20 protein-coding genes are annotated in these 26,850 nt (G+C 45.4%); 4 read left to right on the top strand and 16 right to left on the bottom strand.

Annotated elements, in window-relative coordinates; translation table 11 throughout:
* Window positions 1-2 precede the first annotated feature (2 nt).
* The 10 genes from F0261_RS04750 to murJ all read right to left on the bottom strand — a co-directional run bounded on the left by F0261_RS04750 (window position 3) and on the right by murJ (window position 14,202).
* The gene (locus tag F0261_RS04750; protein WP_171337341.1) at window positions 3-4,073 is read right to left on the bottom strand and encodes a PilC/PilY family type IV pilus protein; all 4,071 of its coding nucleotides are present in this window, start codon (window positions 4,071-4,073) and stop codon (window positions 3-5) included.
* 8 nt (window positions 4,074-4,081) lie between these two features.
* The gene (locus F0261_RS04745; protein ID WP_168463240.1) at window positions 4,082-4,645 is read right to left on the bottom strand and encodes a PilX N-terminal domain-containing pilus assembly protein; all 564 of its coding nucleotides are present in this window, start codon (window positions 4,643-4,645) and stop codon (window positions 4,082-4,084) included.
* Complete coding sequence (locus tag F0261_RS04740; RefSeq protein WP_014950126.1) at window positions 4,642-5,499, bottom strand: PilW family protein; 858 nt, start codon at window positions 5,497-5,499, stop codon at window positions 4,642-4,644. The genes F0261_RS04745 and F0261_RS04740 overlap by 4 nt, the downstream gene beginning before the upstream one ends.
* Complete coding sequence (locus F0261_RS04735) at window positions 5,496-6,146, bottom strand: pilus assembly protein PilV (RefSeq protein WP_080590400.1); 651 nt, start codon at window positions 6,144-6,146, stop codon at window positions 5,496-5,498. Before F0261_RS04735 ends, F0261_RS04740 begins: the two co-directional genes overlap by 4 nt.
* Before the next feature lie 395 nt (window positions 6,147-6,541).
* Entirely contained in the window at window positions 6,542-7,486 is a 945-nt protein-coding gene (gene ispH, locus F0261_RS04730) for a 4-hydroxy-3-methylbut-2-enyl diphosphate reductase (RefSeq protein WP_014977011.1), read from the bottom strand.
* Between the two features lie 2 nt (window positions 7,487-7,488).
* Window positions 7,489-7,956, bottom strand: coding sequence for an FKBP-type peptidyl-prolyl cis-trans isomerase (gene fkpB, locus F0261_RS04725; RefSeq protein ID WP_014950129.1), 468 nt, complete (start codon window positions 7,954-7,956; stop codon window positions 7,489-7,491).
* A 14-nt stretch (window positions 7,957-7,970) separates the two neighbouring features.
* Window positions 7,971-8,519, bottom strand: a complete 549-nt coding sequence (gene lspA / locus F0261_RS04720; protein ID WP_014977012.1) for a signal peptidase II — start codon at window positions 8,517-8,519, stop codon at window positions 7,971-7,973.
* Window positions 8,512-11,331, bottom strand: coding sequence for an isoleucine--tRNA ligase (ileS, locus tag F0261_RS04715; RefSeq protein ID WP_171337340.1), 2,820 nt, complete (start codon window positions 11,329-11,331; stop codon window positions 8,512-8,514). Before ileS ends, lspA begins: the two co-directional genes overlap by 8 nt.
* Window positions 11,332-11,601: 270 nt before the next feature.
* Window positions 11,602-12,522, bottom strand: a complete 921-nt coding sequence (ribF, locus tag F0261_RS04710) for a bifunctional riboflavin kinase/FAD synthetase (RefSeq protein ID WP_014950132.1) — start codon at window positions 12,520-12,522, stop codon at window positions 11,602-11,604.
* A gap of 120 nt (window positions 12,523-12,642) precedes the next feature.
* A complete protein-coding gene (murJ, locus tag F0261_RS04705; RefSeq protein WP_014979802.1) occupies window positions 12,643-14,202 on the bottom strand; it encodes a murein biosynthesis integral membrane protein MurJ in 1,560 nt (519 codons plus the stop codon).
* A 449-nt stretch (window positions 14,203-14,651) separates the two neighbouring features.
* Here murJ and rpsT point away from each other — a divergent pair, with 449 nt between their 5' ends.
* Window positions 14,652-14,915 (top strand): 30S ribosomal protein S20, encoded by a 264-nt coding sequence (rpsT, locus tag F0261_RS04700; RefSeq protein WP_014950134.1) that lies wholly within the window; start codon window positions 14,652-14,654, stop codon window positions 14,913-14,915.
* Between the two features lie 182 nt (window positions 14,916-15,097).
* Here rpsT and F0261_RS04695 read toward each other — a convergent pair whose 3' ends face one another.
* The 4 genes from F0261_RS04695 to F0261_RS04680 form a co-directional block, all read right to left on the bottom strand.
* Window positions 15,098-15,850, bottom strand: coding sequence for an SDR family oxidoreductase (locus F0261_RS04695; RefSeq protein WP_171337339.1), 753 nt, complete (start codon window positions 15,848-15,850; stop codon window positions 15,098-15,100).
* Entirely contained in the window at window positions 15,850-16,980 is a 1,131-nt protein-coding gene (locus F0261_RS04690) for a phosphotransferase family protein (protein ID WP_171337338.1), read from the bottom strand. The genes F0261_RS04695 and F0261_RS04690 overlap by 1 nt, the downstream gene beginning before the upstream one ends.
* A 168-nt stretch (window positions 16,981-17,148) precedes the next feature.
* Entirely contained in the window at window positions 17,149-17,979 is an 831-nt protein-coding gene (locus tag F0261_RS04685; RefSeq protein WP_171337337.1) for an SDR family oxidoreductase, read from the bottom strand.
* Between the two features lie 127 nt (window positions 17,980-18,106).
* Entirely contained in the window at window positions 18,107-19,006 is a 900-nt protein-coding gene (locus tag F0261_RS04680; RefSeq protein ID WP_014979806.1) for a bile acid:sodium symporter family protein, read from the bottom strand.
* A gap of 119 nt (window positions 19,007-19,125) precedes the next feature.
* Here F0261_RS04680 and F0261_RS04675 point away from each other — a divergent pair, with 119 nt between their 5' ends.
* The 3 genes from F0261_RS04675 to F0261_RS04665 all read left to right on the top strand — a co-directional run bounded on the left by F0261_RS04675 (window position 19,126) and on the right by F0261_RS04665 (window position 22,886).
* Window positions 19,126-20,031: a LysR family transcriptional regulator gene (locus F0261_RS04675; RefSeq protein WP_041449997.1), complete on the top strand. Its 906-nt coding sequence runs from the start codon at window positions 19,126-19,128 to the stop codon at window positions 20,029-20,031.
* Between the two features lie 103 nt (window positions 20,032-20,134).
* On the top strand, window positions 20,135-20,932 hold the full coding sequence (locus F0261_RS04670) for a UDP-2,3-diacylglucosamine diphosphatase (protein ID WP_014979808.1): 798 nt from the start codon (window positions 20,135-20,137) through the stop codon (window positions 20,930-20,932).
* A gap of 166 nt (window positions 20,933-21,098) precedes the next feature.
* Window positions 21,099-22,886, top strand: coding sequence for a lysophospholipid acyltransferase family protein (locus F0261_RS04665; RefSeq protein ID WP_272492374.1), 1,788 nt, complete (start codon window positions 21,099-21,101; stop codon window positions 22,884-22,886).
* Window positions 22,887-22,961: 75 nt separating this feature from the next.
* On the opposite strand, the gene dapE is transcribed toward F0261_RS04665, so the two are convergent.
* Both dapE and F0261_RS04655 read right to left on the bottom strand, forming a co-directional pair.
* Window positions 22,962-24,137 (bottom strand): succinyl-diaminopimelate desuccinylase, encoded by a 1,176-nt coding sequence (gene dapE, locus F0261_RS04660; protein WP_171337336.1) that lies wholly within the window; start codon window positions 24,135-24,137, stop codon window positions 22,962-22,964.
* Window positions 24,138-24,670: 533 nt separating this feature from the next.
* Window positions 24,671-26,563: a SurA N-terminal domain-containing protein gene (locus tag F0261_RS04655; protein WP_014979812.1), complete on the bottom strand. Its 1,893-nt coding sequence runs from the start codon at window positions 26,561-26,563 to the stop codon at window positions 24,671-24,673.
* Window positions 26,564-26,850: the final 287 nt, after the last annotated feature.

Below are 26,850 nucleotides of genomic sequence, written 5' to 3'. Positions count from 1 at the left end.
AATTATTCCCTCTCTGTTTCTGAGTGCCAACTACCACGCTGAATTCGCTCGAACCTTCCGTAAATATTTTCAGCTAAGCACTCAAATGCGTTAGTACATGCCTCGTCGTTGCCATCTTCATCAACGTCAATCACTGCTGAGACACATTCAGTACCCAAGCAAACCACTGGGCTCACAATATCTTCTATAAGAATTTTGGTCTCTGGTGCGATGCCAGTTTGTTTTAATTCTGCTGAGCGGTCAGCGTCGTTAACTTCTCCGTCATTATTTACATCTGTGACGGCGTTGCCATTAAACATACTGACTAAATAAGCGCGACTATTACCCGTGGGCGGAGCACATGCACTGGTACTACTCGCCGCCGGAACATAGGTCGTAAAGAACACCTTGTAATCGATAATTAGCGGAGAAGACAGTACCTTTTCACCGTTAGTGGTTAAATTCAAATACCACCCAGCCTTGTTAGCAAAGTCCTGTGAAGCCAACTCGCGCTCCCCCTCGTCACTACTATTTAAGGCATGACTCGTGGCGTTGTACATTCCACTCTCATAAACCGTTTGCATAAATGTGTAATTCCCATTTACATCACGGTTAAATACGCCGCTGTCTTTAAGCATATAAAAGTTGTCTTCAACTACGGTATCTAGCGGAGATGCACGCCATCCACTGCCAAGGGCTATGCCATAATACAACTCATCGCCTAGCGCTATCTCTGTTACGTCTGGCCCATAGTAGAAATGTCGGTTGGTTTCTGCTGTGTCGCCACCGAAGTCGGCAATGCGCGCGCCTTTTATAAAATTCGTACCTGAATTTCCATTATAGATGTCTAACCTGAATAACTGGCCGCCCATATCGGCCACATACATATGGTCCGCAAACCCATCGTTATCCCTATCAATAACTGAAATTCGCCCTGGAACGCTGTATGTCATATTCGTTAAGTTTAAATCCGCATCTTCATTACTTGCATGCCACAATAGGCTGCCAGTATCAGCGTCGAACATAAACACAGCATTGCCAACGACATCATTTGCTCGAATAGCACGATCATCTTGTGCGTCATCGTAGCCACCGCCAACAATCATGACATTTTTAACTTGTCCGCCTATGTTCACTTTAGTGATTGTTGGTCTCGACCACGTCTGGCCCAACTTTGCCAGCGTCCCCGCCCCGCCTTCAATTTTGAATTTCAGCGTGGGTGAGGTCTTTTGCGTCACATCAAAGACATAATAATTACGCCCCCCCCTGCGCATACCAACATAAAGGTACTTGTTGTCTCCAACTGTTCTTAGAATCATGTCACCATCTAAGCCATATTTGTGCTCTAGCGATGATGTATCTTTATAGAAATGATGTAGATTCTGCAGCAATGTTTTAGGCATGATGGCAAAGTTCTCTTCGCCTGTTGAAGTGTCGAATGAATGCAACATTCCTTGGTTGGTGGCGACAAAAATGGCCGAGTCGTCAGTTCCGTAGTTAACAATTATAGGCTGAGAGTGAATTGGATCGCCCATTTGAGAGCGATAGTCAGTTGTATTTCCATCGCCGTTACTGTCTTTTACGTCCACGCCTCGAGTCCACTTTAAGATGGCATCTCTTAGTGCATTCGCATCAGTTTCATCCTGAATGGCAAGATCAGCATTCGTTATATTCGTGTTGTTTTCGTGTAATTCATTGGCACTTCTTACAATGCTACCCGTATCATTGAACACGTATATATTTCGGTTCCCGCCCAAGCGACTGGCTGCACCACCTTCACTTACCTCGCTACCGTCAGCAAGGGTTGACCAATAACTGTGTGCATTTTCAGCGAAGAATCCCGTAACGCTATCCACCGCATTTAGGCTGTTTTTGTCGAGAATTTCATCACCACTTAAGCGATAACGTTTAAGGTTACCTGGCCAAATCGCCCCCTCGCTCGGCTTAAATAATGCGAAGTATAATTCATCTCTATGGGTTAGACGGTTTAGCTGGTTAACCGCCACACCAGGCGACACAAAGGTTGCATTAATATCTTTTACAGAACGCAAAATAGTATTAAACGCCTCGAGCAAATCCGTACTGTTATCTGCCTGATAGAAACCACCACCACTTTGCAAAGCAAGCTGATTAAGGAAGTTGTTGGCGTTATTGTTCGCCGCAAACCCGATGGTGTGTGTAATAACCCTTGGGCCTATTACTGACGTTGACGCTTCACTGATATTTCTCACTAAATCTAGGCCGCACTTCTCACCGCTACTTCCGGTACAGCTTTTACCAAGTAACGTCTGAATTTTCGAAACACTGTGATTGTTGTTCGCTTCACCGTCGGACAATAAAACAATGTGGTTGTTCGTTTGGCACTGTAGGTCAGACACCGGTGAAATGTAACTTGCCGGTGTTGGGATCTGCTCAGTGATACAGTCGCCGTCTGACAAGTTGTCTTCCGAGCAGCCCGAAGGCAAAATTGAATCTGCACCTATGTAAGAGCTTCTGTGGCTCACACGAGTACTTCTTCGCACAGAGCTGCTAACGTCACTTTCCCCACGTTTTCGCCCATAGTCTACGTCTCTACCGCCATAATAGTTAGCCGCTTCCAACAACGTGTCTACTATAGGGGTTAGACCGTTGGCGCTTAGCTCATCTATTTTGCTGATCAAATGTTCACGGACCGTTGCTGAAGCGCCGGGTGTCGCCGAGCCGTTAAACTTCACAATAAGCTTCGGTGCTTTAGATGGCGAGTTGTTATACGTATGCGCACCGCGGTACGACACAAAATCATCAAGAACAAATGCCATATCGTTACCTGACTGCCACCCTGAACGATCAACAATTTGCTTAACAATGTTGCTCACGTCAGGCGTACGGTAGGTATAATTGTTGTAAAAATCAGGCATGGACCAAGTAATACCCGATGTTTTAGGCAAATTTCGTAAGCGGTTACGACGGTCTGGATGAAAATCAGACGCATCATTATCAGCTACGCCCCTAATGCGCATGCTCGGGTTACCATAGGTCACCGTACTGTAAGCAGTAAACTCAAGATACGCTTCTGTTACTGCCGCCCCTTGAGGAATGTTCACATTGCGAAATCGAACGCCAATGTAATCATTGTAAGATGGGTGGAAGGTCAGTTCACTGCCGGTATTCGGGTAGCCGTTTACGTTCTCTTCCAAGTTATCTCGTGAACTGGCTACTTGATAAATTGCTTCGCCTTGAACACAGCCCGTAGCGGTAGAGTCATCATAAGTTACCACCAACTGTGGCGCACCACTTTGGCCTACGTCACTGGCTCTTACCTCACGAGAGCTTGCTGAATCGGTGCTAGAGCCTTCTATTAAAATATTAAGGTTCTTGCCGCCACACCATGCCGATAAATCGACGACTTCTTGAATGACTGCACTTATATCAGGTGTGGTTATCACCTCGCCTGAGGCGGGAAAGCTATTATCGGTGGCCCACTCAACGTTAGCCGCGGTCTTCGTTCGCGCACTCAAATTGTTCGAAGACGAAGCAAAGGCTGTACTTGATGCCGATGCTTCAGCTGATATGACAAGGGATGTACCCGCCACATTGAATTTTTCTGAAGTAAACCTAATACTGGCATTAACGATTGTCGCGCCTTGAGGTATGTTTAACTCGGTAAAACGCAGACCAGAGGTTACGGTTTGGGTACCGCTGCTTAATACAAGGTCATTGCTGTCAGTGGTAACGCTACCGTCTATTTCATGTGCGTCGTGATCGTCGTCGTTGGTTGAAATGATAATTTCAGGTCTTACCGCTTCATCTATATTGCGAACCGGATAGAGGATTGGGCCACCGTAATCCGAAAAACGCATCAAACCTGCGTTAATATTGGTCGCCGAACCGAGCGCTTCTTTTAGTGCATTCTGTACGCGCAACATTCGAGTTTGGCTGGTGTTATCGTAAGATCCCATACTTCCCGATGAGTCCATGATAAACAGCACATTCGGGTTATAGGTTACGGCGTTATTTGCGTTGCCTAGGTAAATATCAAGGTCGTCACCAAACGCAGAGAAACCGATACAGCTAAATAGTGTAATAGAGGCAAGGTAAGTCGAGAGTTTCTTCATATTAATACCTATTGAGACGCAGGGCCAAATACAGAGGCAGCCAAGCTGTTCGCCACAACAGAAGATTTACCCGCCACGTTCCCACATCCTCTGATAATGAATACATGGCAATTGACGTTACTTCCACCAATCACGTTACTCGAGCCTCGACAAGCCTGCTCTCTGATAAACGCAGTGCGCGACCAACTCTTTGACGAGGCCTCACTTTGATACGTGCCATCCACCACATGTCTGTCACCAACAGCAAGGCCGCCTTCAGTCATATATCTGTCAGTCCACTCCCCGTCATCGAAACAGCTCATTGAATCTGCTTCAGGGTCAAACACGTTACCCTGCCGAGCTTCCGAGAGCGGATCTGTCTTATTCGGGTCGGTAAGTAGGGTTTCATCTTCAGATTCAAAGAAAACGCCCGCGATCGCTGCTTCAGCAGCATCAAAAGCCAAACCACTTTGCTGCATAGACACTGCCATTTTAGACTGAGACAAGCTACTGGTTACCGCGCTTACCCCTAAAACAGTGATTGAAAGCAACACAAGAAGTGCGAATACCATCACTAAGCCTTGTTGTTTCATCGCGAACTCCTGACAAAATTTTTCATATTTCGAAGTGCCAACGTTTTTGAGAACACTTGATAATAATGGGCCGTGTCCATCGTTTTAGATGCTTCGTTTAACAGCGCATATTTCTGAGACTGTGTTTGTCTCACTTCATTTTGATAGCTTTTAAGCATTAGCGCCCAGCGCAGTGACACAACTTGTTGATTAAGCGCTCTTAAATCTTCAATTTCATCTGCGGTTACATACGAAACAGCTTGCCCTTGAGAATTGGTAATGCTGCTTGAAACGCCGAACTGCACTTGGAAACTTTCGACGTTATCGAGCAATGTTACGGTAAGGGGCGATACTGTCTGCACCTTTAGGCCACGAAGTACCCGACCATCATATCCTGTGCACTTAAGTGTACTGCCGCTTACAAAGTAGTGATTAACAACGTGAAACTCGAGACCGCCATAGCCGTGCTGGTTTCCAGTACAATCTTCGTCACTTAGTAGGCTCACAACCAGCTTATCACTGCCGCCACTAGAGGTTTGTATACTGCCTAGTGTCGCGTTAGTAGCGAAATCCCCTGCTACAGCGATGGGGTGATTTTCCACATAGGCCGCTTCGGCAACGATATCAACGGATGTATCCACATCCGCGACTATCTGATCATAACGGCCGACTTCATAGAATTCTGCAGAGAGGCGAGCCATGATAAAGCGGCCTGACTCTTGTACTTGAGCCACGGCTTGATTGAGCTTATTCGTCACGCTACTACTGACGAGCACTTGAATAATCGCGCCTGATATCACTAACCCCAGCGTCAACGTAATCATTAACTCGACAAGGGAGAAACCCTGCTGTGGGCGGTGGCGACGTGCATTCATAATGTAATATCCTTAAACACACATGCGTTACTGTCACCTTCAGATTCGTTACATCGCGCATTAAGGGTATAGGTCTGATTTCCCGAAGAAGCGACAGGCCACGTCAACAACACTTCTACACGAGAACCTGCACTACAGCTGTAAATATCTGCCGTATTGTTGTCGTCACACGATACCGACACTTTAGTTTGAGGATTGGTTTGTACTGCTGAGCACGATAGCGCCCAACCATCGTACTCAGCCATCTGTGCTTCAGTACAGGCCTGGCCTTCGCAATTTGGGATCCCTGCCGGCCTTGCCAGACAGTAACAGTGATAAGGATGAGACGAGCCAGAACAACTTAACGTGGCAAAATTATAGGTATCGCTAGAGAAGTACGCATTGTTGACTACCATGCCGTCTCCCACTGTTGCTGGGCGAGCGGCGGCTCTCAATCGTTCTGCAACTTGTGCTGCCACCATTTCGGCCTGAGTTCGGCTTATTGCGTCTTTATTGGCAAAAGAGCCCGTAAACTGGAGCGCAGCAACACCCAGTAAGCCCACAGCTAATATAAATAAGGTGATTAAGATCTCTATAAGACCTGCACCGCGTTGTGCGCGAATATGACTTCCCTTCACTCGCTTCATTATCACCTTTTCAGCAATCATCTTTTTTTGCCATATACCTAACATTCAAATTGGTGTTATCACCAATGTAGTATAGTAAGACAAAAGCGTATAACACTGGGTATCAATGGTTATTAAAACGTATAATTTTCTGTGACCTGTTCTAGCAAGCAAGTACAAGGCAGACTGTTCAACCATTTTATCTTTAAAGTAACAGGCTCTAAATGGTAAGCGTGCTATAACACCGCTTTACAATGTACGTTTACGGCATAAAAGGTGTTACCTTAAAGCCGAACCGTGTAGCCTGTTCATGTTAAAATACCCTGTTCTAAAGGTATTATTATCCATTCGCAACTTGTTGAATTTCCAGTAGACAAAAGCATAAAAAAACACCGCAACTAAGTGCGGTGTTTTTTTATTTTGATAGTGCGGATAAATTAAACGACCTGTTTAACACGCAGCTCTTTAGGTACAGCAAATTCCACATTCTCTTCGCGTCCAGCACGCTCAGAAGCTGAAACAGCACCCCACGCTTTGAGCTTGTTTACCACACCTTGCACTAACACTTCCGGTGCAGACGCGCCTGCAGTAACGCCTATATGCTCTACACCTTCTAGCCATTCCTCTTGAATGCAATTAGCGTCAGCAATCAAATACGCTTTTGCGCCAATTTTTTCAGCCAACTCGCGAAGACGATTCGAGTTTGAGCTATTCTGTGCACCAACAACCAGTAATACCTGACAATCTTGGGCTAGGTCGCGCACCGCGTCTTGGCGATTCTGCGTGGCATAGCAAATGTCGTCTTTTCTCGGACCATTGATTTTGGGGAACTTAGCGCGAAGTGCATCAATAACATCGGCGGTATCATCAACAGACAGCGTAGTTTGGCTGCAATAATAAAGGTTGGTCGGATCTTTAACTTCAAGCGTTGCCACATCAGCTTCAGATTCAACTAAATAAATACCGCCATCTTCATTGCTGTACTGCCCCATGGTGCCCTCTACTTCAGGGTGACCAGCATGACCAATCAAGATACATTCAGTGCCCGTTTTGCTAGCGCGGGTAACTTCCATATGTACTTTCGTCACTAAGGGGCACGTGGCATCAAAGACCTTTAAACCGCGATTTTCCGCTTCTTTTCTTACCGCTTGCGATACGCCATGGGCAGAAAATATTACTATGCTGTCGTCTGGTACTTCGTGAAGCTCATCAACAAATAGCGCACCACGCTCACGTAGCCCATCTACCACAAATTTATTGTGTACCACTTCGTGGCGTACATAAATGGGCGGCTCGAACATTTCAAGCGCGCGTTCAACGATGGTGATAGCTCTATCAACGCCCGCGCAGAAGCCACGAGGGTTAGCTAAATGAATTTGCATAACTAGTTTCCACCTTGTGCTGACACGCCAGGTTTAACATCAATAATTTCAACGTCAAAGATAACCGTTTGCCCTGCTAGCGGGTGATTGAAGTCTACCGTAACAGAGTCTCCAGCAGCACTTCGAATAATCCCCGGAATCTCTGAACCGTCAGGCTGAGCAAACGCTAAAATCATGCCTTCCTCAACTTGCAAATCTGCACCAAAGCGGCTTCTATCCATATAGTGAATATTATTCGGATCAGACTGGCCGAATGCATCTTCAGGGCCTAATTTAAATGACTTTTTGTCACCTTTTTTAAGCCCAAGTAAACACGCTTCAAAATTCGGCGTAAGGCTACCGTCACCCATCACCATTTTGGCAGGTTTGTTGTTTACACGAGTACTGTCAGCGGCAGAGCCATCTTCTAGCTTTAAATCAAAGTGAAGAATAACTTCGTTGTCAGCACCAATTATCAATGAGTCTGTCATAACCTTTCCGAATACTACTTAATGGTTTCGCTATTGTCCGCGGCACTGGCTCGCGCGTCTGCACCGTTCCCTTCACTTTTTTTATCGCCATTTTTAAACATGTCGATAATAAGTAAGGCAGCGCCTATAAATATTGCGCTGTCAGCAATGTTAAACGCTGGCCAGTGGTAATTGTTTACGTAAAAATCTAAGAAGTCGATGACATAACCATGGACTAAACGGTCGTAAACGTTACCTAGTGCACCACCTAGAATAAAGGCAAACGCAACCGGCAGCATTTTTTGCGAACGGGGGGACTGCTTCAGCCACCACAAAATCACTACACTTACCACGACAGCAATGGCAGTGAAGAACCAGCGCTGCCAACCACCTGCATTTTCTAAAAAACTAAATGCGGCGCCGTAATTATGTACGTAAGTAAAGTTAAAAAACGGCAATACCTGTATCGACTGATACAACGACATACTGTCGATAACCGTGTACTTACTCCATTGGTCGAGGATAAACGCAATTGCGCTTATCCACAAAAAACGCAAGCCTGTTTCGCGAAAAAGCTTAAGCATAGTGGCGTTCTTCTCCATCACCGTCAATGTTTGTCACACAGCGACCACAAAGCTCTTCGTGACCTTCATGTGAGCCTACATCTTCACGGTGATGCCAGCAGCGAACACACTTTTCACCGCTTGCTTTATCAACGCTCAACCATAAACCTTCAACGTCTGTGGCTTTCGCATCAGACGGTGCACTGTCAACTTTCGTTAGCGTAACGCCTGATGTAATAAGTACGAAGCGTAGCTCATCTTCAAGCTTTGCAAGTACGTTGTACAACGACTCGGTAGCATAAAGCGAAATGCTTGCTTCTAGTGAGCCACCTAGCTCGCCATCTTTACGCGCCTGCTCCATTGCTTGGTTGGCCGCGTCTTTAACGCTTAACACTTGATGCCAAAGGGCATCGTTAAACGTATCGCTTTGCGTGAAGTTATTAAACCCTTCGTACCAGGTTTCAGTGAATACAAACTCGCTGCGCTCACCTGGTAACGTTTCCCAGATTTCTTGAGCAGTAAAGCTGGTAATCGGCGCCATCCAGCGAACCAATGCTTCAATGATATGATACATGGCCGTTTGGCATGAACGACGGGCTAGCCCATCTGCTTTAGCTGTGTACTGGCGGTCTTTAATCACGTCTAAATAGAATGAGCCCAGCTCAATTGAGCAGAAGTGCGTAAGCTTCTGCGACACTACTAACAGGTCGTAGTTGTCATACGCTTCGATAAGCTCTTCTTGAAGAGCCTTAGCACGAGCAACAATCCAGCGGTCAAGGGCGACCATATCTTCTTCTGCAACCGCATCTTCAACCGAGAAACCGTTCAGGTTCGCTAGCAAGAAACGTGCGGTGTTACGCACGCGACGATAGCCATCGGCAGCACGCTTTAAAATTTCATCCGATACCGCAATTTCACCGCGATAATCGGTAGATGCTACCCATAGGCGAAGGATGTCTGCGCCTAGTTTGTTAGTCACTTCCTGAGGTGCTACAACGTTACCTACCGACTTCGACATTTTTCTGCCGTGGGCATCTACCGTAAAGCCGTGGGTTAGCACTTCTTTGTAAGGCGCGTGGCCGTGCATGGCAGTTGATGACATAAGCGAAGACATAAACCAACCGCGGTGTTGGTCTGAACCTTCAAGATACAAATCGGCAGATGCAGGAATGTCGTCGCGACGGTCTACAACAAAGTAGTGCGTTACGCCTGAGTCAAACCAAACGTCTAGGGTATCGGTCACTTTTTCATAGTTGTCTAATTCGCTACCAAGCAGGGCTGCATCATCGAGATCCCACCACGCTTGAATACCTTTAGCTTCAACTTCCAGTGCCACTTTTTCCATTAACGCCGCAGACTCTGGATGTATTTCACCGGTAAGTTTGTGCACATACAAGGGAATAGGCACGCCCCACGTACGTTGACGAGAGATACACCAATCTGGACGACCTTCAACCATTTTCTCAATGCGGTTTTGGCCCCAGTCTGGGATCCATTTGGTTTGCTTGATTTGTTCAAGTGATTCAGCGCGAAGGCCTTTTTTATCCATGCTTACAAACCACTGAGGCGTAGCGCGGAAAATGATTGGCGTTTTGTGGCGCCAGCAATGCGGGTAGCTGTGCTCGTATTTTACGTTTAAGACAAGGTTACCCTTTTCTTTTACCACTTCGATAATTTCATCGTTGGCTTTAAATACAAATTGACCTGCAAACAGCGGTGTGTTTTCAAGATACACGCCATTGTTACCTACCGGATTGTACACTTCGATATCGTATTGCTTGCCCACGTTAAAGTCGTCAACACCATGAGCTGGCGCTGTGTGTACACAACCTGTACCAGATTCAGTCGTAACGTGGTCGCCTAGGATTAGCGGTACTTCAAGGTCTAAGAATGGGTGATTAACTTTAAGCTTATCAAGCGCAGCACCAGTACAGGTTGCCACTTCACGGAAATCTTCAACGCCGTAACGGTTCATGCAGCTTTCAAGCAGGTCCTGCGCTACCACTAGCCATTCATTTGAAGGCTGAACTTCAACAATCGCATAGGTAAGCTCTGGGTGTAAGCTGATTGCACGGTTGGCTGGCAGTGTCCACGGTGTGGTAGTCCAAATAACTACACCTGCTTTGTGTGTGGTTAAATCACCTTCAGACACACCAAACGCTTCTGCAATAGCAGCCACATCAGCCACTGGGAACTTAACGTCGATAGCAGGTGATACTTTGTCTTTGTATTCAACTTCTGCTTCAGCAAGTGCCGAACCACAATCTGTACACCAGTGAACAGGTTTGAAGCCCTTTTCTAAGTGACCAGAGTCTACAATTTTACTTAATGCACGAATGATGTCGGCTTCAGATTTGAAGTCCATGGTTTTGTATGGGTTATCCCATTCACCAAACACACCTAAGCGTTTAAAGTCAGCCATTTGGCCGTCAATTTGCTTTTGTGCGTATTCGCGACACTTCTGGCGAAATTCAGCCGCCGTAACTTTCTTACCTGGCTTACCAACTTTCTTTTCTACCATCAATTCAATCGGCAAACCGTGACAGTCCCATCCAGGAACGTACGGAGAATCGAAGTCAGAAAGGTTTTTCGACTTTACAATAATGTCTTTAAGAATTTTGTTAACCGCGTGACCAATGTGAATATCGCCATTTGCATAAGGAGGGCCATCGTGAAGAATAAATGGCTTTTTGCCTTTTTTCGCTTCACGAATTTTGCTGTATACCCCTTTTTCCTGCCAGTCTTTAAGCATTTTCGGCTCGCGCTGAGCAAGGTTACCGCGCATAGGAAACGCAGTTTCTGGAAGGTTCAGTGTGGCTTTGTAATCACTCATAAAATTGTATTATCCGGTTACCTTAATTTTCACCCAATGCACTAACACATTGTGAAGGCGATATTCATTTTGCGATGTTCAAATTAAAACGCTGAATGTAAAAGGTTCAACGTAAAACTGTGTGTCGTTCTTACTAGCGCAAGGCTGACGTTATATGTTCTAGCACAGTGACTTACTTACGCGTTTCGCGAACAAGGATCCACGTTTAAAAAAATCGAGTTCAATAAAACTGATACGCGCAAAAACTTTTCGTGACTTTATCACGTTTAACTATGCTAATAACAGACGCGCTTGTGCTGCATCTGCTTGAATTTGATCTTTCAACGCCTCAAAAGAATCAAATTTAATTTCATCTCTTATTTTTGCCATCGGAAACACCGTAATGGGCTTGCCGTAAAGGTCAGAAGACAAATCAAAAATATGGACTTCTAACTGGTTTCTTACCCCGTTAACAGTAGGACGGGTACCAATGTTCGCAACGCCGTTATAGTGTTTTCCATCTACATCGACACGAACTGCGAACACGCCGTGAATTGGCGTTTTTTGGCGTTTTAGCATGACATTCGCGGTGGGAAAACCAATGGTGCGACCTTTTTTCTCGCCGTGAACCACCCTACCGTGAATAGCAAACGGGCGCCCTAGCATTTCGGTAGACAGACCAAAGTCGCTGTCAGCCAACGCTTCTCGCACCGCGGTAGAGCTTATTCGATGGGCATGCATGGTAAAACTGTGGGTGCTTACTACTTCGAAACCGTATTGGCGACCTGCCGCCTCAAGCATTTCGAAATCCCCTTTGCGGCCATTGCCAAAACGGAAATCGTCGCCAACAACAAGAAATTTAACACCCAGTTTGTCCACCAGTAAATCGTGGACGAAGGTATCGGCACTTTGCTTAGCAAACTCCGCGTTAAATCGCACAGCAAGCAGCCTGTCGACACCTTGTTGGCGCAGCAACTCGTACTTTTCGCGAAGAGGACTTATACGCGCTGGTGCTTTATCAGGCATAAAGACTTCTTCAGGCTGAGGTTCGAACACCATTACGGTGGCAGGAAGTGATAGCGATTTCGCTTTTTCAAGCACGTTAGCCAACACAGCTTGATGACCACGGTGTACGCCGTCGAACTTGCCAATAGTGAGCACACACCCTTTATGGTGCGGTTTTACATTGTTTAGCCCGCGGATAAATTCCACTGTTAGCCACTACCTTTTAACTGCTAGAAAATCAAAGCTCGCGATTATAGCCGACCGCGAGCACAATACCAAGCACACGGGCCATTCTGGCTCCATGCTCTATTTCGCATCTATTGAATACTAATCGCCGCCGCTTCTGAAATGCCTAGGTCGCATGCCCAGAACCACCATGGTGGTCACAAACAGTATTACCGACAGCGAAATGGTTATTCCTACCTCTAACATTTGGGCGGAAAGAGACAATTCAAAGAAAGCTAAGCCTTGATCGCGATAATAAATAAGCCCGCCCATGGCAGCACTTGCAATAACCACACGGGCAATAAACAAAACCGATGTGCGGCTTAACGCAAATACACCTTGTCTATGCAGTGTTATATAAAGCAAAGCGGCGTTAAGCGTAGCTGACATACTGGTAGCGACAGCAAGCCCTACATAACCAAACGGGATCGCTAAAATAAGGTTAAACACCATGTTTGCGACCATACACCAAATACCAAATTTCACTGGCGTCTTGGTGTCTTGGCGGGAATAAAACCCTGGCGCAAGAATTTTTACCAGCATAAAGCTGAGCAAGCCAAACGAGTACGCGGTAAGCGAGTAAGACGCCATAATGGCGGTTTCTGCAGTAAACGCGCCGCGCTGAAAAATAACGGTCAGAATAGGCCTTGCCATCACGCCAAGCCCCACAGCTGCGGGAATACCCAATAAACAGACCATGCGAAACGCCCAATCGATATTTGCAGCAAACGCTTTGGGGTTATTACTGACGTGATTCCGGGAAAGCGTAGGTAAAATGACCGTAGCGATGGCAATACCAAACAACCCCAGGGGAAATTCAAGCAGCCTGTCAGAATAGTATAACCAGCTAATAGAACCGGTAACTAAAAAGCTGGCGATGAAGGTATCAAACAACAAATTGATTTGCCCTACTGACACACCGAATAAGGCAGGGATCATCAGGGTGCGTACTTTTACCACGTTTTCGTCATGCCAGCCCCACTTTGGCTTTACCAAGAGCCCTGCCCTGAACAAAAACGGTAGTTGAAACAAGAACTGTACAATACCGCCGATAAACACACCCCACGCTAGCGCGTAAGCGGGTTGCTCCAGCGTAGGTGCTAAGTATATTGCGCATGCAATAATGCATACGTTAAGTAAAACAGGGGTAAAGGCAGCAACCGCAAACTTATTGAGCGTATTGAGTATCGCCCCTGCCAACCCAGTCAAAGAGATAAATGCTAAATAAGGAAAAGTAATTTTCAACATGGTCGAGGCAAGCACAAACTTATCTCCGGCCTCGTCCCCTTCGAGCCACGCCACAAACCAGCCTGTACCAAATAAAGCCGCCAAAACAGGAGATGCTATTACCCCTATAATAGAAACTACAAAAACAATAGCGCCTAGAGTACCGCTGACTTTTGCAACGAACTCTCTGAGTTGCTTTTTATCGTCATTCTCGTGGACTTCGGTTAATACCGGAATAAACGCTTGCGCAAATGCGCCTTCAGCGAATAGACGACGAAGAAAATTAGGAATTTTGTTAGCAAAGAAAAATACGTCAGCGGCTGCCCCATCGCCCATAAGCTTGGCAACAACAACATCACGCACTAGGCCTAATATTCGCGAGACCAAGGTCATTATACTGACGATAAGACCAGATTTTATTAACTTCCGTGACACGTCACACTTCCAATAAAAGGTAAAGAATGGCTGAATAGCATCAGCCATTTGAAAGAGAGTCAAAGGCGTTTGCTAAGCGTAAAGCGGCAACGCTAGGTTGCAAGCGAGCCATAATAACTAAAGGCTATCGCAGGCGAAACGATTTCTTCAAAATAGTTGTGCATCTTTAACAACTTTCTTGTTATAATCCGCGCCCGGTATGGGGTGCTGTCGTTTATGCATGTCTATCGCTAAAATGTCTTGAAAGAATATCATTACGAATCTCTTTCAAAAAATGTCGCAGAGAAATGTCGCAAAGAATGTGCAACGTGTTGAGCATACTTTGTGTTCAATAGCTTGCGCGTTTTAACGCGGAACGATTTAAGTTTTAAATCGTTTGACATTTGGGCGTTTGGTAGGCACAATCCGCACCCTCGTTTTTGACATGAATTTATTTTGGGAGTTACACCTTGGCTAACATTAAGTCTGCTAAGAAGCGTGCAATCCAAGCCGAAAAGCGTCGTCAGCACAACGCTAGCCGTCGTTCAATGACTCGTACAAGCATCAAGAAAGTTATCGCTGCAATTGCAAGCGGTGACAAAGAAGCGGCACAAGCTGCACTTACTGCTGCTACTCCAGTACTTGACAGAATGGCTACTAAAGGCTTGATTCACAAGAACAAAGCTGCTCGTCATAAGAGCCGTCTAGCTGCACAAATCAAAGCACTAGGTTAATCTTTACGATTAGTAGTTAAAAAAGCGCCCTTCGGCGCTTTTTTTGTATCTGTAATCGACGCTAATTAGCATGGGTTACTGATTTCAAATTTAGACTTAAAGGCATAAAGCCCACCACTAGGCGAGCTCTGCCACAAGATAAGAAGTCTTTGCGGTGTGTTCACACCCCAGCTATCCGCTTATCAGCTCATTTTTCTTATTGAGCTTGCCGGTGCAATACGCATGATCCAGTGAAGGATGGCCCACGGCCAGGTCGGTACAAACGCATTCGCTTTTTCTTTATTGATTGCATTGACCATCGCGCGACAGCCCACATCGGTATCAACAATAAACGGCACCTTCTCTACTTTTTCGTTTATCTCGCTGCGAATAAAACCGGGGTGAATACAGGTGACGTTAATTGGCGTATTCATTACATCCATTCGAATGCCTTCAGTCATAGATGTAAGGCCCGCTTTCGTTGCTGCGTATACGGTCATGGCGCGCCTAAACCCGCGCACCGCGCTTATAGATGAAATCGTCACAAGATGACCACTATTTTGTGCCCTAAAGATAGCCATTGCCGCTTCACATTGTGCTAGCGCCGACACAAAGTTAGTCACCGCCGTTTGCTTGTTAGCGTGGAAATACCCCGTACCAATCGACGCGCCCTTGCCCATTCCAGCATTAACAATAACTCTATCAAGGGTTTCCATGTCATCTTTGAACGCGTCAAACACTTCAAAAACTGCATCGTGATCATTGACGTCCAGCGAGCGAATATACACGTCAATGTTTGGATTAATTGAATGCAGCTCTTCTTTCAGTTTTTCTAAGTTCTCAAAGCGCCTTGCGCAGAGGGCGAGGTTACATCCCTGTTTAGCAAACTCAATTGCCATGCCCTTACCTAGACCTGAACTCGCGCCTGTGATCAGAATATTGCGTCTTGTTGTCATTATCGTTTTCCTGATGCTTTAATGGCCTTATTACAACGCCACATTAAGTAATGAATGAAGATCCAAAAATTTTTGAATGCTGGATTATTAGTTTGCTTGTGGTGATAGCGATAGTAGATTTGCTGGGCAATACCGGCTAAACGAAAAAGCCCGTATACCTCGTAAAAGGTAAAATCATCTACATCTATTTCCATCTCTTTGCAGTAGTACGCAACCACCTGCTTTCGAGTTAGCATTCCGGGTAAGTGAGTAGGCTGGCGGCGCGTTGATTGGGCCAAAAAGTCATCATCCGCTTGTACCCAATACGCCAAGGTATTACCCAAATCCATAAGCGGGTCGCCTAAGGTCGCCAGTTCCCAGTCCAACACACCAATAATTTGCGTATAGTTATCTGGCTTTAACACCACGTTGTCGAATCGGAAGTCATTGTGGGTAATACAAATGCGTTCATTAGCGGGCATGTGGTTTTCTAGCCAGCGCATTATTTTTTTACCCGAGGGGACATTCCAGGTTTTTGCTTTACTATAGCGTTCGCTCCACCCGCTTATTTGGCGTTCTATATAGCCAGCACCTTTACCTAAGTGCTCAAGCCCCGCTTTCTTATAATCCACTTTATGAAGCTCGATTAAGCTATCAAGTACATTAGTGCAGAGTTGTTTGGTTTGCTGCTCAGACGTGTTTAAGCCTTTGGGTAAGTTCTTACGTGGTATCACGCCGGTAAACTTCTCCATTACGTAAAACTCTGTGCCTATAACGCTCTCGTCTTCACAAAGTCCAAGCATTTCTGGCACATAGCGGTAAACAGGCTTTAACGCATGCTGTAATCGAAACTCCCGCCCCATATCGTGAGCCCCTTTGGCTTTAGTACCTGCCGGTGCCCGACGCAAAATTAACGACGTTTGTTCGCTCTGGTTTTGTTTACTGCCTTGATAGTCCAAGCAATACGTCCAATTAGACGCGCCCCCAGAATACTGGGTGACTTGAGGCAAGTTATCGCTACTTTGTATCGTGTCCTTCAATGATGGACTCGAGGCACTAATATTTTCCTTAAGCCAATTGTGCACGGCGCTCACGTCTAGCTCTTCGCCCGCACGCACGCTGTCGGCTTTATCTACGACCTGTTGTTGCATATCTCATTCTTCTTTTAATTCTGTTACAAAGGAGTTATTCAAAGTGCTTACTCACAGTCTTTTGCTCAACGACCCCCCTGCTTTCGGTTTGTGCCAACACAAGTGCAGCTCAACAATTATCTTCGGACAGCTTGGCGACAAACATACGTGAGCCCGATTCCGTTTTGCCTAACTTTGCTTTTCCATTGCACGCTTCATCATCTTCGTTTGATTGAGCATATTTTTGATATAGCGCTGGGTTGGCAGCAGCTTCTTTAACAGAAAAGCGCGTTTACCCAGTTTATGGGTAAGAATTAGAAACTGCTTTTTATCGACTTGCTGAAATATGGACTCAGCCACGTCTTCTTTCGTCATGTCTGCTTTGGCAAAGAACTTATCGAGCATTTTGTGCGACGCTGGGTTACTGCTTCGCATCGACTCATCTAAATTCGTTTTGAAGAAGCTTGGGCAAACTACACTAACGTCAATATTGTCAGGTGCTAATTCCAACTTCATGGTTTCAGAAAACGACACGACTGCGGCTTTAACCGCGTTATAACTTCCCATATAAGGAATAGGCGTTAGCCCCGCTTGCGATGCAATATTAATGAAATAGCCACCGCCTTGCTCTCGCATTATAGGTAAGAGGGCACGACTGACTCTCACCATGCCTAACACATTAATATCAAACACCCACTGCCACTGCTCAATGCTCTCATCTAAAAGGCTGCCACCAGAAGCAACACCCGCATTGTTAAACACAGTGTCAACACCGCCCCAGCGAGTTTCCAAGGTGTTCGCTAACGTTTGAACATCATTTTCAGAGGTTATATCGCAATGGATGTAAAACGCATTGGCACCTTGGGCGGATAGCGTATTCACTGTTTCATCGCCTCTTTCTTGGTTAATATCGGCAATGCAAATATCTAACCCCTCGTCTTTGCCTGCCCACTTTTCCGCCCACTTAAGGGCAATGGCCTGACCTAAGCCGGTAGCGCCACCGGTAATCAATACGCGCATGATGTGTTTCCTAACTGTTCTTGTTTCATTATTCTTGTATCGGCGTTTATATTTAGTTGCGCTTTATTGTGTTAAGCGCTAATCAGTACTTCACTATTCTCTCTAATTGACCGCCTTATCAATCCAATCAAACTGATTCCGTCTTTTGCAGCGACACTGTTGGCTGTTCGTTACGCATTTTTCGTTTTGCCCACAGGGCCAATAGTGCGGGCCCGATGTACATTGCTACGCCATATACACCAGGTGCAATCGCGTAATCAGGCGCATCTAAAAAGGTAATACATATCAGCATTGCAAGCGCCGCGTTTTGCACGCCTATTTCAATGGCCAGCGTGAGCGAGTCTTTAAATGCTAGGTTTGAAAGCTTAGCAAGCCCGAGCCCTAACAATACCGATGATAAATTTAACGTTAAGCAAACCAAAAACGCGCTTTCAAAGGACGCGGCTAAATTGTTTCTTTCTGAAACCAGTACGCCCACAATCATAAGCAACATGAAATACATAGAAAACTGCCGAAAGAAGCTTTCAGTTTTAGTAGCAAACCTGCTGTAAAAGCGACGAATGGTCATGCCTAAAATGACCGGTACAATTGATATACCAACCAGCCCGATCACTGTTTGAATAATAGAAAAGTCTGGCGCGTTTTCTTTTACAAAGTAATCAAGAGCAAATTGAATGATAAAGGGCGTTGAGAAAACGCAAGCGATGGTAGAAATAGCGGTTAAGCTTACTGAAAGGGCCAGATTTGCTTTTGCGATGTGGCTGATTAAATTACTGGTCGTGCCGCCTGGGCATGCCGCTAAAACCATGACACCAACCGCAATATAATCGGGTAGACCAAAAACAAAGCACAGTCCTAGCGCCAACATAGGCAGCAATATAATTTGCCCTATAAAACCCGTTATTACTGCTTTAGGCGCTTTAAGTAGTCGGGCAAAGTCTGCAAGGGTTAGCGTTAGCCCCATACCAAACATAACAAATGCCAACGCTAGAGGTAACAACACCTCGGTAAGTACAGATGCCTGCATGCACACGCCCCTTACAAAAGAAGCCTCTATTAAAGAAACCTTTTATTAACATTTCAGTCAGTGTACCCTGTTTAATAATAAATAAAAATGATGCCTTATTATGGAAACCCATAAATAATATGCATGGAAAATTAGATCTAAATTTGTTTGTTGTGCTGCGCGCGGTCTACGATCAGGGCAGCATTACGAAAGCCGCCAACGCGTTACATATTACGCAGCCTGCGGTGAGTCACGCCTTAGGTCGTCTGCGAGAGAAGTTTGATGATCCGCTGTTTATTCGTCATGGGCGACAAGTCGTGCCTACCCCATTTTGCCAAGGCATTATTGCATCGGTTGTGAAATCAATAGAAACCCTTGAAAGTACGTTAAAAGGTAAAGTGGGTTTTGATATAAGTGATAAACCCCGTCAGGTGAACCTTGGCTTGAGAGATGTTTTAGAATCTATATTTTTTCCCGTGCTTATTCCAGAGCTTGTTAAACATACTCCCAACATCACGGTGAATAGCAGACAGGTTACCTGGCCCGAGCTTGCTCCCGCGTTAGCCGCTAAAGAGCTTGATATCGTAATTGACGCATTAGTTCCCACCAGCCGTGACATTCGTTCACAGTTTATCTGTGAAGAAACGTTTGTCGTGGTATGCGCGCCTAGCAATAGCTACGTAGACAACCCGAGTATCAAGAGCTATTCAGTTGCACAGCATGCGCTTGTATCTTTAAAAGATTCTAAATTAGATACGGTAGATCTAGCCCTTGCTCAGCACAATTTACATCGCAACATCGCATTGCAGTGTGAACACTACTTTGCCGCCGTTAACGTAGTTAGCCAATGCGATCTTTTGCTGACCATGCCAACGCGATTCGCCCAACAATTCAGTAATAAATTCGATATCGAAATTCTGCCCCTTCCATTTGACGTCCCTCCACTCCCCGTACACATGTACTGGCACAAACACGCCGATGAAGACTTAGTGAATGTATGGATGCGAGATAGGCTTTTAGAAGTGGCGAATAAGTTGGGGTTATAGCGCGTATTTGTGTTGCTGTAACACAATGGTCAAGCAAGCGTCACGGTAGTGTCAATTTGCAAAACTATAGTGACGGTCCAAGGCATCGCTTTGGGAAACCGCTATGAAAAAGACACACTATCGAACACTTTGGCTTTCTGATATCCATTTAGGAAATCGCGACTGCAAAGCTGAATACTTACTTTCCTTTCTTAATAGCATCACTGTAGACACCCTCTATTTGGTGGGAGATATCGTTGACATGTGGCAAATGACCAAGCAATTTCGCTGGCCACAGGCGCACAATCAAGTCATGCACAAATTCATGCAAATGAGCCAAGACGGCACGCGTGTGGTGTACTTACCCGGCAACCACGATGAACCAATTCAGTCATATTCTGGCATGGCATTCGGTGATATAGAAATAGAACGAGAGTTGGTTCACACCACAGCACAAGGGAAGCGTTATTTAGTCTTACATGGCGATCAGTTCGATGGCGATGTAACTATGGGCAAATTCCATGCGTGGATTGGCGATAAAGGTTACGACCTTTTGCTTTTTCTAAATAGAGAGTTTAATCGCCTACGCGCGTGGCGCAAGCGAGAATACTGGTCACTTGCGGGCTATATTAAAAAACACATTAAAGGAGCGAATGAAGCCATCGCCCGTTATCGAGAAGCATGCTGCAGGCGCGCCGATGAAATGGGACTCGACGGTGTTGTTTGTGGCCATATTCATCACCCTGAAAGCAGCTTTGAAAACGGCATTCACTACATTAATGATGGGGACTGGATAGAAAACTGCAGTGCACTGTCAGAAGACGTGAACGGTAACTTATCTCTTATTCATTACCTTGATTCATTAGAGTCAGCCACCGTAACACCAATTACAACCAAAACCTCTCGCTCAGAAGCAGCATAGCTGGCATTACACAAATGGGGCTGTAACGGCCCCTGACTCTTGCTATTCACTAAGCAACAGGTGAATTCCAATCCCATCCATCAAGGTTAGGGCCTGCTGACCTGTGCCTCACATCACAGGTCAACAGGTCATAGTTACAACTTTTTAACACTGTCAAATAACTGCCATGAAACTGTGTGAAAAGCGTCACATTGCCCTGCTATTGTTCGCCAAAACCGGAAGAGAAACAGGTTCTATGTTTACTGTAAACGACGTACTGAACAAGCATTACCCTCAAGTAGCAAATAACCCCATTCTATTTAAGTCGCTGTCTTTCGTATTAAGGCACCTTCTTCACGAACGTGAAATTACCGAATTTGGTGAAACCTATCCGCATTACGAAGATATCGATTTCGTAGAGCAAGTGCTTGAATATTTTAATATCAGCTACTCCACGCGCGATGTAGAAAAAGAACGCATTCCAAGTGAAGGTAGAGTGGTAATTATTGCTAACCATCCGATTGGCTCACTCGACGCACTTGCGCTTATAAAGCTGGTTAGTGAAGTACGTCACGACTTGAAAGTGGTCGCCAATGAAATGCTTATGGCCATTGAACCGCTTCACGATATGCTGTTACCAGTAAACAATATGCAGGGAGGCACACCAAAACAGCATTTATCGGCAATTCAAAAACACCTTAACAGCGACGGCGCCATATTGATTTTTCCTGCCGGTGAAGTTTCTCGATTACGCCCGCAAGGTGTTCGCGACACCAGATGGCACACAGGTTTTTTACGCATTGCAAAGCAAGCAAAAGCACCGATACTGCCGGTTTATATAGACGCGAAAAATAGCCCGCTTTTTTACGGCGTTTCCATGGTGTACAAGCCATTAGCCACCGCGCTGCTCGTTAAAGAGATGTTCAAACAGCGTAAGAAGCATTTACCTATGCGCATTGGCGAACTTATTCCATTTGAAGCGTACCAGCAAACCAATATACCGCTAAAAGAGCAGGTAAAGCTGTTTAAGCGCCATCTGTATCGCATTGGCAGTAACAAGAAAGGCGTATTTGAAACCCAGGCTTCTATTGCCATGCCAGAAGACAGAAAAGAACTGGCCCGCGCTATGCGAGACTGCGAACATTTAGGTGAAACTGGCGACGGAAAATCTATTTACCTATACCAACACAAAAGCTGTTCACCAATTATGCGAGAGATTGGCCGCCTGCGCGAAGTGGCGTTTCGAGCCGTGGGCGAAGGTACCAACAAGCGCAGAGACATCGATCAGTACGACTCCCACTATTATCACCTTGTACTTTGGGATGACAACGATTTAGAAATTGTGGGTGCGTACCGCTTTGGGGATGCTGAGCTTCTGACAGCGCCAGACCATCCTACCGGGCTCTACTCTGCCACCTTATTTAAATACGGCAATAACAACGACAAACTCTTCAAAGAAGGCTTAGAGCTAGGGCGAAGCTTTGTCCAGCCTCGTTATTGGGGAAAGCGTAGTTTAGATTATTTGTGGTTTGGTATCGGGGCATTTTTAAGCCGCTACCCAAAGTATCGCTATCTGTTTGGTGCGGTGTCACTCAGTAATGCCTACCCTGAACCCGCTAAAGATTTATTGGTACAATTCTATTCCATTTACTTCCCTGCCAAGTTTGGCGAAGCGACCTGCAAGCGCCCGTATCAAATGGCAAACGACGCGTTACATCAATTTACAGGTAACGATTACAAGGCAGAATTTACGCAGCTAAAGCATTTACTAGCTAACATGGGCGTAAACGTTCCAACGCTGTATAAGCAGTATTCTGAAGTGGCTAAAGACGGTGGGGTGGCGTTTTTAGGTTTTAATGTAGACCCAGATTTTAACGACTGTATTGATGGTTTAGTAGTGGTTGATATGCAAACGCTTACCGAGAAAAAGCGTAAGCGCTACTTAACTGACATTCAGCTTAAAGCCACAGCCTAAGCAAGAGGGAGCGTCTGATAAACGCTCCCTTTCTCATTCTACGGCCTTCCGCTTTACTGAAAATTTCAGAAGTCGTTATCGCTCGCCAACATACTTAAGAATGACGGTATAAATATCTTCAAGAGTGAGCAAATCAGACACGTGAATGTGTTCGTTTATTTGATGAATGGTGGTGTTTGGGACACCCACTTCAACCACTTGTGTGTGCTCACTAGCAAAGAAACGCCCGTCAGAAGTACCGCCAGATGTACTGATAACAGGGTAACGCCCTGTAGCGCTCTTTATCGCTTTTTCTACGCAGGCAATTAAGCAGTGCTCCGCATTACACTTGGGCTTGCTCAAGTAAGCTTCACAGGGTCTTGAAAAACTAACTTCAGCTTCTGCATCAACGCTATTGATAATACTGCGCAGCAATACCGATAAACTGTTTTGATTAAACTGCCACGAATATCTGACATTAAACTCTATACGAACAGCACCAGGCACAATGTTATCAGTGAAGCTTCCCGTGTCCATATGTGTTATTTGAAGCGTAGTACCAGGGAAATCATCACTCCCCTCGTCAAATGGGTACTGTGTTAGCGCATTAATCACATTACTCGCTTTGTGGATAGCATTTACCGCTGCCTTTGGATAGGCCACGTGACCTTGTTTTCCTGCAATATGGATAGAGCCGGAAAGTGAGCCCCTGCGGCCAATCTTAATTGTATCGCCGGTTGATGCAGATGCAGAAGGTTCACCGACTAGGCACATATCAAGCTGGACATTTTTAGATGCCAAATATTCAGCTATCCATTTAGAGCCCCACTCTGCCTCCCCTTCTTCATCACTGGTGATTAGCCACCAGAAAGAGACTTTTTCCTTATCTAACGAAGCAATGGTTCGCTCTGTTGCCGCTAGCATGGCTGCGATGCCTGTTTTCATATCGGCAGCACCACGTCCATATAATTTATTTTTACTAATTACGGGACTAAAAGGCGGTGACTTCCACTTATCAAGAGGACCTGGGGGCACAACATCAGTATGGCCGCTAAATGCAAAGTGAATCGGGCCCTGCCCCCACCTGGCGACGAGGTTGCTCACACCATTAATTGTGTATTTCTCACAAAAGAAACCGAGTTTTTCGAGCTTGTATATCAGGTAACTTTGGCAACCGGCGTCCTGTGGGGTAATCGACGCTCTTGCCATAAGCACTTCGGCAAAATAAATACTGCGAGCTGGCGCTATGGAAGGTAAAGGCTGAATTGACATGCATAAGAAACCTTTATGAAACGTGAGTCTATTACACAAATGTAAAGTGACACGGCAATAACAGATTTACGACAATGCCATGACAGCGGACAAGGTAACCTGAAGTTAAAAATAATAAAGGATGACAACAAGGAAGGCGACAATGGGTGAGTTGGTGACTAGGATTGGCTCGTTAAGATTTGTCTAAATCAACGCGCGTTGATATAACTAGAACATAACTTAAAGAAAGGCATTACTGTGTTAAAAATCATTGTTTTAATACCCCTTATTTTGTCACTACTCTGGTTTGCCTATTTACAAGCCAATAAATACACTCTGGAGCAAGGTAAGCAAGGGTTTCTGTACATATTTGTGTTATCTGGTGTTATTGCGGCATTTTATACACTGATGCTGTTCTTAACGAACTAACGCACTTCAAACAAACACCCAATCACTGTGTTGTATAAAAAAGCCAGCATCTATGAAAGAGGCTGGCTTTTTAGTAATTACCGGTGTCACTGCTAGTCGCAGCGACAGCTTTCACGCAGCAGTGCTTATAGCGTCTGTGAGATAGTCACTTCTGCATTTGCGCGAAGCGCATCAATATATTGTTGATAAACGCGCTGGCCTTGTACCTGAGCAAGGCGCTGCTTCAGGCTTTCACCCAACTCATTCTCAAGCTCTGGTGCTGCGTTAACGTTTTCAAGCATAACAACAGCAACGTCACCGTTTACCGTTGTTGCAACATCAACTTTATCTTCGCCTTCAAGGGCAAGAGAGAAAAGCGTGTCAACTAATGCACGTGCAAGTGTACCGCCCGCTCTCGGAACAGCCGCTGCTGTTTCCCAAGACACAGACTTTTCAGCTAGCTCGCTTTCAACGCTTTCTCCAGCACGCACTTTTTGTGCGATATCAAACGCCCAAGCTTCTGCAGCTTCTTTTGACTTTTCAGCCTTAACAGAGGCTTCGATGCCTTCGCGTACTTCTTCAAGTGATTGAGTACGCTGAGGCTGATGCTCAATAACACGCGCAACAACGACGGTTTCGTCGTCTAGCTCTATAATATCGCTATTGAGTCCTTCATCAATAAGTTCAGAAGAGAAAGCAACGTCCAGTAAACCAGGGAAGCTTAGATCAGCAGGTGCGGTGTTGCGACTAAATACCACTGACTCTTGCACAGGCAAATCAACCGCGTTCGCTGCATCTTCTAGCGTATCAGGTACTTCAAACGCAATTTCAGCTAACGTATTTTGAAGCTCAAAGTACTTTTCCATAGCCGCATCATAAAGAAGCGTATCGCGAATCTCACCCGCTACTTCATCGAAAGATTTAACTTGTGCTTCTTTTAAGTCTGTTAACTTGATGATGTGAAAACCAAACTCGGTTTCAACTACGTCGGATACATCGCCAACATTTTGTAAAGCAAAAGCTGCTTCATCAAACGCTGGGTCCATCATTTCTGGTGTAATGAAGTCTAAGTCACCACCGTTTTCGGCAGAGAATGTGTCATCAGAGTTTGCTTCTGCAAGAGCCGCAAAGTCTGCACCGTTATTGAGTTCTGCTTTTAATGATTCTGCTTTTGCTTTCGCTGCATCGGCATCATCGCCCGCTTCGATAAGAATATGAGAAACACGGCGCTCTTCTTCTTTGCCGTAGCTTCCCAGGTTATTTTCGTAGTACGTGCGAACCGCTTCTTCATCAACCGAAACGCGATCTTTCAAGTCATCGACACTTAACTTAACGTAAGCAAGTTTAACCTGCTCGTCAGTATCGAAAGAGGCGATGTTGTTATTATAAAAAGCTTCAACATCCGCATCTGTCACTTCAATTGAGCCGGCAAATTCATCAGAGCTCACTAGCACGTATTTCGCATCACGAGTTTGGCGCTGTAGCGCATTCGCTTGCTGTACTTCACCGTCCAACGCAAATGAAGAATTCGTTAGCGCTGCAGCCAACTGGTTTTGTGTCATTTGAACACGCAGATAATCGCGGAAATCGGCTGCTTGGAAACCGTTTTGACGAAGAATGGCTTGGAAACGTTCGTTATCGAACTGACCACCAAACTGGAACTCAGGCATTTGTGTTATGGTTTCGCGAATTTGTTTATCACTTACGCGCAATCCCATGTCCGTCGCTTGTTGCTGAATTAGTTTTTCAGCAATAAGTCTGTCCAGTACATTTCTTCTGAAATCTGCGAGGTATTGCTCACTAGAGAAAAGCTGTGCGATGCTTTCGCCGTATTGTGACTCCATTTGTGCACGCTGATTCTGATATGCACGCTCTAGTTCTTGTGCCGAAATTTCTTCGCCATTAACAGTAGCTACTGCAGTAGTACCTGATGATGTTAGGTAGCTACCTACACCTGCGAATACGAAACTTAAAACGATAAGCGCGATAATCGCCATCGCCCATGGGCCTTGAGAACCTTCTCTGATTCTTTCTAGCATGATTGTTCTTCAACTCCGTTGCTTACTACAGTTACCTCAAACCATCACAAATCCGTGAGTGCGAGATAAAATAAGCGCTGATTATAACCCAATGCTGCCGAATATAAACGACCAAAACACACTATTTGTACTGTCTTTCGTTAAGTTCGAACGTTGCGAGGACATGTATAAAACTCATCAAGCCTCGTAGGGTTATTTCTACTCTTAAAATATTGGGGTCAGAGTCATTACTCTGACCCCAATATTGAATTCTTTGTTTTAGAAATAAAAAAGGCGATGGACTAGCC

Source organism: Alteromonas sp. 07-89-2, assembly GCF_013113925.1.
GTDB classification, from domain to species: domain Bacteria; phylum Pseudomonadota; class Gammaproteobacteria; order Enterobacterales; family Alteromonadaceae; genus Alteromonas; species Alteromonas macleodii.
Note: the sequence above shows the minus strand (reverse complement) of the source record. Positions and strands in the feature narration are given on the sequence as shown.